We start from the raw sequence: 12,355 nt of genomic DNA on the forward strand, positions 1-12,355 counted from the left end.
ATTATCCTGTTTGCTAAGAGTTTTCACATCAATTTACAGATTAACAGATAAACTCTTTATCAACGGCAATGGAATGGCAGAAATGAGAAGTGAAACGGAGGGTTAATTATTGCTGACGTTGCACCCACTCTTTTAGCGCCTGACGTGAAATTTTAATACCGCCGTTTTTCAGTTCAGGCGGCAACGTTAACCAACGCACCGGTTGCTGAAAACGGGCCAGCTTATCTTTCACCCATTCGCCAAGATCAACGGTTTGCTGGTCATACTCCACCACCGCTACCGGTCGATGACCAAACTCCTTGTCAGCAACGGGAACGATAAACACCTGCAAAACCGCAGGATGTGCAGCAATAACGCGCTCGACTTCTTCTGGCTGAATGCCTTCGCCACCACTGAAGAACAGATTGTCTAAACGTCCGACAATGGTCAGCTTGCCATTATGCATCTCACCGCGATCGCGCGTGGCGCACCAGCCTTCATCATTAACCAGTGGAACCAGTTGCCCGTTACGCCAGTAACCTTCTGCCATGCTGGCAGCCCGCAGCCACACTTCGTCGTTTACGATTTTCACTTCCCGACCCGGCAGCGGCGAACCGACGTCTGCCAGACCGTCGGCTTCTTTCGCACACACTGTGGAGGCAAACTCGGTCAGACCATAGCCGCAAAAGCAACGAATCCCCTGCTCGCGCGCCTGTTCCGTCAACTCGACTGGAATTGCCGCACCACCAAGTAACACCGCTTTCAGGGAAACGGAACTGCGGTTAACCAGCAAACGCCAGAGTTGTGTTGGCACCAGTGAAGCGTGAGTACAGCCTGCCAGCATTTGATCCAATGGCTGTTTATCACGCACCGTCATCCGCGCACCAGCGTATAACCAGCGCCACATAATTCCCTGACCGGAGACGTGAAACAGCGGTAAAGAGAGCAACCAGTCATCGTGATCGCCAAACGGAATCAGCGATAACACCCCTTCGGCGCTGGCAAGATGAGCCTGATAAGTATGAACAGCGGCTTTCGGCAAGCCAGTGGAACCAGAGGTTAACGTCATTGAGCACAGACGCGTCGGCTGCCACGCAGCGGCATGTGCGCCTTCAACCAGCTGAATGTGCAGCGAAGTTAATGCTGGAAACGTGTTTTCCCCATCCGGCACCAGCGCAAATTGCAGCGTAAGATTGGGCAGCAATTCTTCAAGCAACGGTTGCGGCAGCTGAGGGTTCACGGGCAGCACCCGCGCCCCGCATTGCAGTAACGCCAGCCAGGCGAGCAGCGTTTGTGGCGTATTCCACGCCCGCAACATCACACCGCTGCCCTCAACAACGCCCTGCGCCGCAAAGCCGGAGGCTAATTCATCGACGCGAGCACAAAGCTCGCGCCAGTTGAGTTGCTCGTCATTAAGACGTAAGGCGATGGCTTCTCCCCGCACTTGCCGCCAGTGACGCCACGGCCAGTCAGAGAAGATCATAACAACCGCTCCAGCGCATCAACTTCCACGACAGGCAGCGTGCTACCCGGCCAGCGACGTACCTGCTGCGCCTGCATCAGATCCAGCGTGTCCAGCCCTGGAATAGTCTCTGGCGTTAACCAGGCGGCAATCCGCGCCAGTTGCGTTAAGCCTAAGCTCGACTCAATAGATGAACTGATCACCGCCGTCAGCCCCAACGCGTGCGCCGCCTCTACCTGCTCGCGTACTTTCTCCAGGCTGCCCGTGAGCGTGGGTTTGATAACTACCGCGCGCACGCCCTCTTCAGCCACAAAGGTAAAATCCGGCTCGCGCAGGCTTTCATCCCAGGCAATGGCAATGCCGGTTTCACGGGCAAACGCTCGCGAATCATCGCGGGTTTTGCACGGCTCTTCGAGAAAAGCAATGCGGTGGCGATAATCCGGGTTAACGTATTTGGCAAACTGCTGGCCTTTCAGCGGTGTCCAGGCGCGGTTCGCGTCAAGACGCAAATGCAGATCCGGAATTGCCTCCAGCAACAGATTGACCACCATGCCGTCGCGCACGGCTTCGTACAATCCCACTTTGACCTTCGCCACTTTCTCGCCCGGCATATCGGCAAGTTTGAGGATCAGATCGTCCGGATCGCCATTACACAGCGGTGCCGCACGGTAGTTGGCTGCTTGCGGCAACGCATCGGTCAGTTCTGCCAATGCACAGCTTACGCCAAAGGCCACGGAAGGCATCTGCGGTAGCTCGCAATCGCCTGCCAGCCAGTTATTTACCCAGGCAAGCAGCACGCTTTGCGCCTCTTCCCAGGTTTCCTGGCTGAAGCCCGGCAGTGGGGAGATCTCCCCCCACCCTTCGCGCTCGCCCTCACGCAGGCAAACGTACAGCCCGTCGCGGGTTTTTAACCGCCTGTCGCGCAGAACCACCCCCGCGTCCATGGGGATCTGCCAGCGGTATACCTGCGCGCTACGCATTACGGATTCCGTTTGAATTTGCTGAAGTCAGGCTGACGTTTCTGGTTGAAGGCGTTGCGACCTTCCTGACCTTCTTCCGTCATGTAGAACAGCATGGTGGCGTTGCCCGCCAGCTCCTGCAGACCTGCCTGACCGTCACAGTCGGCGTTCAGTGCAGCTTTCAGGCAGCGCAGCGCCATCGGGCTGTTTTGCAGCATTTCGCGGCACCAGCGGACGGTTTCTTTTTCCAGATCCGCCAGCGGTACCACGGTGTTTACAAGGCCCATATCCAGCGCCTGTTTCGCGTCGTACTGACGGCACAGGAACCAGATTTCACGTGCTTTTTTCTGCCCGACGATGCGCGCCATGTAGGAAGCGCCCCAGCCGCCGTCGAAGGAACCGACTTTCGGGCCAGTCTGACCGAAGATGGCATTATCTGCCGCGATAGTCAGGTCGCACATCATGTGCAGAACGTGACCGCCGCCGATGGAGTAGCCAGCCACCATCGCGACAACCGGTTTCGGACAGGTACGGATCTGACGCTGGAAGTCCAGCACGTTCAGGTGATGTACGCCGGAATCATCTTTATAGCCGCCGTAATCGCCACGCACTTTCTGGTCACCACCGGAGCAGAACGCTTTATCGCCTGCACCAGTCAGAATGATCACGCCGATGTTGTCGTCATAACGCGCATCTGCCAGCGCCTGGATCATCTCTTTTACCGTCAGAGGACGGAAGGCATTGCGCACCTGCGGACGATTAATGGTGATTTTTGCGATACCGTCGGCAGATTTTTCATAACGAATGTCCTCGAAACCTTCGGAGCAGTCGTGCCATTCAACCGGTGCGTAAAGCATTGCTTCATCAGGATAAATCATATTGTGTCCTTTAGTCAGAAACGCAAGATCTGCGCCAGACTTGCGATTACGCCAGCGGGATTTTCCCGATGCGCGTTATGTCCGGCGCGAGGAATGACATGGCATTCGGCAGCCAGTTCCGCCGCCAGGGCGCGGAATTTGCTGTCACGTTCACCACATAAATAATAAAACGCAAATGTGCGGGCGCTAAGGTTAGCACGTAAATCAGGCTGAACGGCGAGAGAAGTCGCCTCCAGCATGGCGGCAAGGGTTGTGCCATTATTGTTGCTGCGCAGCGCCACCAGCTCCCGGCGTTGATCGTCATTGAGCGAGGTAAAAACAGGCTGTTGATACCAATCGGCAAATACCGCCGTTAACGGTTCTGTACGAAAACGCTGCGCCCATTGGCGATCGGAACGCTGACGTTCCGCGCGTTGTTCAGCATTTTGCAACCCAGGATGCCCGCCTTCGACAACAACTCCACAAAGCCCCGCCAGCTCCTGGCAAGCCGCCATCATCGCCACCCGTCCGCCAAGCGAGTACCCCACCAGCCAGAAGTTAAGGATGTTGTAACTAACCAGCGTTTTACACAGTAAGTCGGTGACATCATCAAATCCATCGACGCTGATCGTCGCTGAACCACCGTGACCTGGGAGATCAACATACAACCGCGAGTAGTCGGCAAACGCCTCGCCCACTTCTTGCCATTCGTGGCAATCGCCGGAAAAACCGTGCAAAAACACCAGCCAGGGTAAACCTGGTTTGCCGTGTTTTGCCTGCGCGTGCAGGATCATAAATGGCTTACCTGCGCCAGAAGTTGCTGGAGCGTTTGCGCACCATCGGTGTCGTTAACCACCATTTCAATCACCGTGGTGGTTGGCGTGCGCCAGGCGTCAGCAAGCGCCGTTTCAAGTTCCTGCCAGTTTTGCGGACGATGATATTTCAGCTCGAACATCGCGGCGGCGTGCTCAAAATGGACGTTTTGCGGCATCAGATAGAAACGCTCGCGCTCGTTTTTCGGCGTTGGCAACAGCGAGAAAATTTGCCCGCCGTTGTTGTTCACCACAATTAATACCAGCGGCGCGGAAACCTGACGTAATAACGCCAGCGCGTTGAGATCGTAAAGTGCTGAGAGATCGCCCACAATCGCCAGCGTCGGTTTGCCACTGGCCCGCTGAACGCCAGCGGCAGTTGAGAGCAGCCCGTCGATACCGCTGGCACCACGGTTGCTGTACACCGGGTAACCTGCCGGAAGTTGCGAAAGCGCATCAATCAGACGTACCACCAGGCTGTTACCGACAAACAATTGCCCCTGTTCAGGCAGATAGTCGCTGATGCGATGCGCCAGTTGCGCTTCGCCAAACGCATCGCGACGGGCAATAACCGCCTGCATTGCCTGTTCAGCCAGGCGCGGGATTTCAACGCACCAGGGCTGGCGTTTTTCTGCCGGATGTTGCTCCAGCCAGTCGGCAATATTGGCAATTAAGCGACGTCCGCGATGGTGTGCCGGATCAAGTCGCCCTTCAATGTCATCAACAATCCAGTACTCTTCGGGTTCACAGATTGCCTGCCATTGCAGGAGCCGTTTGCCCGTCAGGCTGCTTCCCAGTTGCACCACAATTTGCGCCTGTTGCAGTTCGCTGATCGCTTTGGCATTGCCTAACCAGAGATCGGCACACGGCAGCGGCTGCCCGGTTTGCGACAGCACATCGCCGATCAGCGGCCAGCCAAGAGTTTGCGCCCACAGTGTAACTTTTTTGCCCTCTTCCGCACTCATGCGCCCGGCAACCACCACGCCGCGCTTTTGTCGCCAGAAGAACCAGTCGCGCTGTTTTTCACTTTCCAGACGAGGCGCTTCACGCAGCCACGGCTTATCGTCCTGCCACCAGTCGCCCAGACGCTGTTGCCAGCTAAGCCCGGTGTCGTCCATTTCGCCATACAGCGGTTCAGCAAACGGGCAGTTGATATGGACTCCACCAGCATGAAGCGTACCGAGAGCATGGTCGATGGTAGAAACCAGCCAACGTGCGGGGATATCCTGGGTCGGGCGCGGCAGTGAAATACTGTGCGTGGGGTGAGAGGCGAACATTCCCGGCTGACGAATCGCCTGATTCGCGCCGCAGTCAATTAGCTCCGGCGGGCGATCGGCGGTTAACAGGATCAGTTTTTCTCCGGTTAACCCAGCTTCAATCAGTGCAGGATAGAGATTTGCTACCGCCGTGCCGGAGGTCACAATCACCGCCACCGGCTGCTTGCTGACTTTCGCCAGCCCCAGCGCCAGATGCCCCAGTCCACGCTCATCGAAATGGGTGTGGTGAATGAATGCGGAATTCTCCGCCGCCGCTAACGTTAACGGTGTAGAACGCGAGCCAGGGGCGATACAGATGTGTCTGACGCCGTGACGCGTTAATGCTTCCAGAATGACCGCCGCCCAGCGTCGGTTAAATGCGCTTACTGACATGAGTTTGTCCGGTATCAATATTGCGGCTAAGTATAAGGAGCTACAAAAATAGATTATTGATATGAATCGGTAATGATGCGACTCATTACTATTCCATTTGTAATAAAGTACGCAGCCCTGCCGCTTTGTTGTCGATTTCCTGCCACTCTTGCTCGGGGTCGGAACCACGGACAATGCCCGCGCCAGCATATAATCGCACGACATTGCCACTGATTTTTGCTGAGCGCAGGGAAACGCAGAATTCGCTTTGTTGTAAAGAGAGATAGCCCGCAGAACCGGCGTACCATTCTCGGGTGAACGGTTCGTGACGGGCGATAAACTGTCGCGCCAGATCGCGCGGTAAGCCAGCAACTGCTGCCGTTGGCTGCAACTGATGTAAACAGATCACATCATCCGCTTTGTTGAGTGCAGTCCAGATACAGCGGCGAAGATGCTGCACTTTACGCAGACGCAGTACCTGCGGCGGTAAAACATCCAACGTCTGGGTATCGGCCTGCAATCGTTGGCAGATATCCTCTACCACCAACATGTTCTCGCGCTGGTTTTTATCATCCGCCATCAGCCACTCACCCAACCGCTGCGCCTGCTTATCATCAGGATGATTTGCTACCGTTCCCGCCAGCGCTTCAGTACGCAGCGCTTTGTCACGCCGCCGCCATAATCGTTCCGGTGAAGAGCCAAGAAAAGCATTTTCGCCATCAAAGGCCATGTAAAAATGATAGCAGTTCAGATTAAGCCGACGACTGGCAGCCATCATCGCTGCCGCATTGACCGGACTTGCGAAATGCAGGTCAGTTGCCCGAGCAAGCACCACTTTGTCGAGCTCACCTTCGGCGATGGTTTTCGTTGCCAGTTCGATTAATTGCGTCCAGCCCGTTTTGTCCGGCCAGTGTTGTTCTCGGGTGGTGGTTAAATGTAACCCAGGCAAGGGTTTAATACTCACCAGTGTGGCGATAAATTCTTTTGCCTTAATCGCATCATGCTGAAGGGAGCTTTCGCTGAATAGCGTCAGCCGCAGCGTGGCTTTACCACCACAGCGTCGCCATTCAAGGCGTGGTAAAAGTAAATTACCCTGCGACGGGTCAAACGCATTCAGCCCCCAGATGCGTAAGTCGGCGTGTTCCGGGTGCTGACGAAGAAAACATTGTGCCTGGTCCAACGACGTAAAACGGATAATCGCGCCCAGGACAGCAGCTTCTTCATCACCATTACGTTGTTGCCAGTAGAATTGCGGGTACGTTTGCTGACTGGCCAGCCAGCTCAAGGCATCAAAAGCGTCATTGAGAGGGAAAGGAATATCAATAACCCGAATGCCGGGTGTCGCCGGAATCTCTTGCGACAAATGGCGCAGTAGATTTTCCAGCGCCGTAGTAAGTGATTGCACGCGGACCTCTCCCTGTTAAAAGCCTCACATTATACGGGGTACTACAAAAAAAATGCAGTACCCCGGTGTAGGGAGGTTTTAACGGCGTGCCAGCAACAGTCCTAGTACCAGCCCGACGGCCGCGCCCACACCAATTCCTTGCCAGGGTTTTTCGTGGACGTAGTCATCAGCACGATAAACAGCCTGCTTCGCCCGATAGTAATAACTGTCTGAAGCCTGGCTAACCCGTTTTTTCACATCATCCAGCGCTTTTTCTGCACGCGCTTTCAGCTCAACATATTTCTGATCGGCGGGATCGCCAGAGGAGCGGAGCACCTCTTCCAGTGTTTCACTAAGCAGCGTCAGGTCGTCATCGATACGTGTATCACCAAACTGATTAGACATTCTCGTTCTCCATTTGCGTAAAACCTGTCACTAACTATAGACAAGGGTTATTGATTACGCCTGAATTACCTCGCGTGCCATCCCAATGTGTGGGATACCATCTTCTTCATAGACCTCCGTCACAGGGATAAAGCCAAAACTCTGGTAGAAGTTTTGCAGATGCGCCTGCGCCCCGAGGTAAACAGGTTTATCAGGCCAGTGACGCGTACATGTTTCGAGTGTTTTATTCATCAGCTGCTGCCCCACTTTTTCGCCACGCAACGCTTCACTAACAATCACCCGACCAATAACGACCGGCTCAAGATCATCATCACTTTTCAGAATCCTCGCATACGCCACCAGTTCATCATTTTTCCAACCGAGAATATGGCGATTATCCCCCGTCAAATCATCACCATCGATATCCTGATAAGGGCAATTCTGCTCAACAACAAACACCGCGCAACGCAGTTGTAATAAGGCATAAAGCTGGGAAACCGATAATTCAGAGTGATGCAGATCTTGCCATTCAATCATAATGCTCTCCTTTTAGATGTATGACTTATACTAGCCGGAATATTTTTTGAAACGTGATGAACTCATGGAATTAATTTTTTTAGGTACTTCAGCCGGTGTGCCAACCCGTACGCGCAATGTCACGGCAATATTGCTTAACCTGCAACATCCGACCCAGAGCGGACTTTGGTTATTTGACTGCGGTGAAGGCACCCAGCATCAGCTACTGCATACCACCTTTAACCCTGGAAAACTGGACAAGATTTTTATCAGTCACCTTCATGGCGATCATCTCTTTGGATTACCCGGCTTACTGTGCAGTCGTTCTATGTCAGGCATTATCCAACCCTTAACGATTTATGGTCCGCAAGGTATCCGTGAATTTGTGGAGACTGCGCTACGGATTAGCGGCTCATGGATCGATTATCCGCTGGAAATTGTCGAAATTGGCGCTGGCGAAATTCTCGATGATGGCCTGCGCAAAGTGACCGCTTATCCGCTGGAACACCCACTGGAATGTTATGGCTATCGTATTGAAGAACATGATAAACCGGGTGCATTAAATGCCCAGGCATTAAAAGCTGCTGGCGTACCGCCTGGCCCACTGTTTCAGGCATTAAAAGCGGGCAAAACAATCATGCTGGAAGATGGAAGGCAGATTAACGGCGCAGATTACTTAGCCGCTCCAGTGCCAGGTAAAGCGCTCGCTATTTTCGGCGATACCGGCCCCTGCGATGCCGCACTTGACCTGGCTAAAGGTGTCGATGTCATGGTGCACGAAGCGACGCTGGATATAACCATGGAAGCCAAAGCCAATAGTCGCGGTCATAGCTCTACACGCCAGGCTGCGACACTGGCACGTGAGGCTGGAGTCGGTAAGCTAATCATTACCCACGTCAGCTCGCGCTATGATGACAAAGGTTGTCAGCACCTGTTACGTGAATGCAGGTCAATTTTCCCGGCGACTGAACTGGCGAATGATTTCACCGTGTTTAACGTTTAACTCTGCTTATTATTAAAAACAGGGCGAAACTTGCCCTGTTATCGCAACCCGCGCTACATATATCCACCCACACGGGCATATTGAGCGATTTTTGATATTTATTCATCTCCTTACGCACTATATTCAGAGCAATAAGTTGCCTCTTTTTATCTTCATTCAGCACAACCTTTGCAACTAAAAGGAGCCTATAATGGTTACAGTTGTCAGCAATTATTGTCAATTATCTCAAACCCAACTCAGCCAGACATTTGCAGAAAAATTTACTGTGACCGATGAATTACTGCAGTCTTTAAAAAAAACAGCGTTATCCGGAGATGAAGAAAGCATTGAGTTACTGCATAATATTGCGTTAGGTTATGATGAATTTGGGAAAAAAGCTGAAGATATTCTTTACCATATTGTTAGAAACCCAACAAATGAAACCCTATCGATTATCCGACTTATTAAAAATGCCTGTTTAAAATTATATAATTTGGCACATACCGCAACCAAACACCCCCTCAAATCACATGATTCAGATGATCTCCTGTTCAAAAAACTATTCTCCCCTTCGAAATTAATGACAATTATCGGTGAGGACATTCCTCTTATATCAGAAAAACAGTCGCTTTCAAAGGTACTTTTAAATGATAAGAATAATGAACTGAGCGATGGGACAAACTTCTGGGATAAAAATCGTCAATTAACCACAGATGAAATAGCTTGCTATCTTAAAAAGATAGCCGCTAATGCAAAAAATACTCAAGTCAATTATCCTACTGATTTCTACCTCCCCAATTCCAACAGCACTTACCTGGAAGTCGCTCTCAATGATAATATTAAGAGCGATCCATTATGGCCGAAAGCAGTCCAGTTATTCCCCATAAATACTGGCGGACACTGGATATTAGTTTCGCTACAAAAAATAGTTAATGAAAAAAATAACACACAACAAATAAAATGCATCATATTCAATTCATTACGTGCACTAGGCCATGAAAAAGAAAATTCACTTAAACGTATCATTAATAGTTTTAATTCTGAACTCATGGGAGAAATGTCGAATAATAATATAAAAGTTCATTTAACTGAACCCGAGATAATATTTTTACATGCCGATCTTCAGCAATATTTAAGCCAAAGTTGCGGTGCATTTGTGTGCATGGCAGCCCAGGAAGTAATTGAACAAAGGGAAAGCAATTCTGACAGCGCCCCCTATACGTTATTAAAAAACTATGCTGACAGATTTAAAAAATATTCAGCAGAAGAGCAGTACGAAATTGATTTTCAACATCGACAGGCAAACAGAAATTGTTATTTAGATAAATATGGCGATGCAAATATCAATGATTATTATAGAGACTTAGAAATAAAACACTCACAACCCCAAAATAGAGCATCAGGCAAAAGAGTAAGTTAACATCATTGTTAATTAATTCGACCAGTCAGCAAATATGCTGACTGGTCGAACATAGTTTGCTAAAAAGTCATCACTGACTGATGTCAGTCACACCACCCGCCAGTTCAATCTGCGGGTATTTCCAGCGTATCGCGGCACTCGATTGCTGGTCTGTTGATGTAGTGAATTGTTGTTGCTGATTTTTCTTACCCTCAGATTTCTGCACCCTGTCAATTCAATCTACCAATAAATAACATACTTATTTTTTATTTCTTATATGAATTCCTTTTTAAAATAGCGAACCAACTGAAAAAATACTTTTTGTATATTCCTACCAACCGTAATAAAATAAACGCTCATAACTCATTATAAATAATAATGAAATAACGCCTTTTATTGATAATTTACATATGAAAAAAATAACACCTCTTTGTTTTATATCATTACTACTATCACTCCCTCTGATTATTTTTTGCCAACCTTGGGTCAATGCATTACCGTCAACGCCCCGACACGCAAGTCCTGAGCAATTAGAAAAAACAGTTCGTTATCTTACACAAACTGTGCATCCACGTAGTGCCGACAATATTGATAATCTGAATAGGTCCGCAGAGTATATAAAAGAGGTCTTTGTCAGTAGCGGTGCCAGAGTTACCTCGCAGGACGTCCCCATTGCGGGTGGCCCCTACAAAAACATTGTTGCTGATTATGGTCCTGCCGATGGACCGCTGATTATTATTGGTGCGCACTATGACTCTGCCAGCAGTTATGAAAACGATCAATTGACCTATACGTCGGGCGCGGATGATAACGCCAGTGGCGTGGCAGGATTACTCGAACTGGCACGTTTGTTACAGCAGCAAGCACCGAAAACTGGCGTGCAGCTGGTCGCCTATGCGTCGGAAGAACCGCCCTTCTTTCGTAGCGATGAAATGGGGAGCGCGGTACATGCAGCTTCGCTTGAGCGTCCAGTGAGATTAATGATAGCGCTGGAGATGATTGGCTATTACGACTCTGCGCCTGGTAGTCAGGATTACCCTTACCCGGCAATGTCCTGGCTTTATCCCGATCGGGGAGACTTTATTGCCGTGGTCGGCAGAATGCAGGATATCAACGCCGTTCGTCAGGTAAAAGCGGCATTGTTGTCATCCCGGGATTTATCTGTTTATTCTATGAATGCCCCAGGGTTTATTCCCGGTATTGATTTCTCTGATCACCTTAATTATTGGCAACACGATATTCCCGCCGTAATGATTACCGACACCGCTTTTTATCGTAATAAACAATACCACTTGCCCGGTGATACCGCAGACAGATTGAATTATCAGAAAATGGCTCAGGTAGTGGATGGGGTTATAACTTTGTTATACAACAGTAAATAATAAAAATTTCTCGAGGCGAGTCCAGAAAAAGCGACATGTACATTTTATTTTCCCTCGTCTGTTTTAAGATGCGAAACATGAAATTCAACGGAGGAAAATAAAATGGGAATGATTGGCTATTTTGCAGAAATTGACTCAGAAAAGATTAACCAACTGCTTGAGTCTACTGAAAAACCCTTAATGGACAATATTCATGACACGCTTTCAGGATTACGCCGACTGGATATTGATAAACGCTGGGATTTTTTACATTTTGGCCTGACAGGCACCTCTGCTTTTGATCCCGCGAAGAATGATCCGCTGAGTCGTGCCGTGCTTGGTGAACACAACCTCGAAGATGGCATAGATGGCTTCCTGGGATTGACCTGGAATCAGGAGTTAGCCGCGACAATCGACCGACTGGAAGCTCTGGATCGAAGTGAGCTGCGTAAACAGTTTTCCATTAAACGACTCAATGAAATGGAGATTTACCCTGGTGTGACTTTTTCAGAAGAGTTAGAGGGGCAACTCTTTGCTTCGATCATGCTTGATATGGAAAAGCTGATTAGTGCGTATCGACGTATGCTGCGACAAGGGAATCATGCGCTGACGGTTATTGTTGGGTGATGGGG

13 protein-coding genes are annotated in these 12,355 nt (G+C 50.3%); 4 read left to right on the plus strand and 9 right to left on the minus strand.

Features of this window, described 5'->3' with window-relative positions:
- Positions 1 to 106: 106 nt before the first annotated feature.
- The 8 genes from menE to G434_RS17070 form a co-directional block, all read right to left on the minus strand.
- Positions 107 to 1,462, minus strand: a complete 1,356-nt coding sequence (gene menE / locus G434_RS17105; RefSeq protein WP_000577547.1) for an o-succinylbenzoate--CoA ligase — start codon at positions 1,460 to 1,462, stop codon at positions 107 to 109.
- A complete protein-coding gene (gene menC, locus G434_RS17100) occupies positions 1,459 to 2,421 on the minus strand; it encodes an o-succinylbenzoate synthase (protein WP_001255627.1) in 963 nt (320 codons plus the stop codon). The genes menE and menC overlap by 4 nt, the downstream gene beginning before the upstream one ends.
- Positions 2,421 to 3,278, minus strand: coding sequence for a 1,4-dihydroxy-2-naphthoyl-CoA synthase (menB, locus tag G434_RS17095; RefSeq protein ID WP_000639989.1), 858 nt, complete (start codon positions 3,276 to 3,278; stop codon positions 2,421 to 2,423). The genes menC and menB overlap by 1 nt, the downstream gene beginning before the upstream one ends.
- A gap of 14 nt (positions 3,279 to 3,292) precedes the next feature.
- A complete protein-coding gene (gene menH, locus G434_RS17090; RefSeq protein WP_000600521.1) occupies positions 3,293 to 4,051 on the minus strand; it encodes a 2-succinyl-6-hydroxy-2,4-cyclohexadiene-1-carboxylate synthase in 759 nt (252 codons plus the stop codon).
- The gene (gene menD / locus G434_RS17085) at positions 4,048 to 5,718 is read right to left on the minus strand and encodes a 2-succinyl-5-enolpyruvyl-6-hydroxy-3-cyclohexene-1-carboxylic-acid synthase (protein ID WP_001306466.1); all 1,671 of its coding nucleotides are present in this window, start codon (positions 5,716 to 5,718) and stop codon (positions 4,048 to 4,050) included. Before menD ends, menH begins: the two co-directional genes overlap by 4 nt.
- Positions 5,719 to 5,806: 88 nt before the next feature.
- Positions 5,807 to 7,102: an isochorismate synthase MenF gene (menF, locus tag G434_RS17080; protein WP_001191438.1), complete on the minus strand. Its 1,296-nt coding sequence runs from the start codon at positions 7,100 to 7,102 to the stop codon at positions 5,807 to 5,809.
- Between the two features lie 78 nt (positions 7,103 to 7,180).
- A complete protein-coding gene (gene elaB, locus G434_RS17075; RefSeq protein ID WP_000070621.1) occupies positions 7,181 to 7,486 on the minus strand; it encodes a stress response protein ElaB in 306 nt (101 codons plus the stop codon).
- A 54-nt stretch (positions 7,487 to 7,540) separates the two neighbouring features.
- Complete coding sequence (locus G434_RS17070) at positions 7,541 to 8,002, minus strand: GNAT family N-acetyltransferase (protein ID WP_000574084.1); 462 nt, start codon at positions 8,000 to 8,002, stop codon at positions 7,541 to 7,543.
- 64 nt (positions 8,003 to 8,066) lie between these two features.
- Here G434_RS17070 and rbn point away from each other — a divergent pair, with 64 nt between their 5' ends.
- Positions 8,067 to 8,984 (plus strand): ribonuclease BN, encoded by a 918-nt coding sequence (gene rbn / locus G434_RS17065; protein WP_001306464.1) that lies wholly within the window; start codon positions 8,067 to 8,069, stop codon positions 8,982 to 8,984.
- A 190-nt stretch (positions 8,985 to 9,174) separates the two neighbouring features.
- Complete coding sequence (gene elaD / locus G434_RS17060; protein ID WP_000259169.1) at positions 9,175 to 10,383, plus strand: deubiquitinase ElaD; 1,209 nt, start codon at positions 9,175 to 9,177, stop codon at positions 10,381 to 10,383.
- A 70-nt stretch (positions 10,384 to 10,453) separates the two neighbouring features.
- Here elaD and G434_RS30700 read toward each other — a convergent pair whose 3' ends face one another.
- Positions 10,454 to 10,588, minus strand: coding sequence for a hypothetical protein (locus tag G434_RS30700; RefSeq protein WP_001376971.1), 135 nt, complete (start codon positions 10,586 to 10,588; stop codon positions 10,454 to 10,456).
- Between the two features lie 184 nt (positions 10,589 to 10,772).
- On the opposite strand from G434_RS30700, the gene G434_RS17055 reads away from it, so the two are divergent.
- Complete coding sequence (locus G434_RS17055) at positions 10,773 to 11,744, plus strand: M28 family metallopeptidase (protein ID WP_001306461.1); 972 nt, start codon at positions 10,773 to 10,775, stop codon at positions 11,742 to 11,744.
- A 102-nt stretch (positions 11,745 to 11,846) separates the two neighbouring features.
- Positions 11,847 to 12,350 carry a YfbM family protein gene (locus G434_RS17050; RefSeq protein WP_000525355.1) on the plus strand — a complete coding sequence of 168 codons (504 nt, stop codon included), beginning with the start codon at positions 11,847 to 11,849 and terminating at the stop codon, positions 12,348 to 12,350.
- Positions 12,351 to 12,355 lie beyond the last annotated feature (5 nt).

The sequence above is a fragment of the Escherichia sp. KTE172 genome (assembly GCF_000408845.1).
GTDB lineage: Bacteria > Pseudomonadota > Gammaproteobacteria > Enterobacterales > Enterobacteriaceae > Escherichia > Escherichia coli.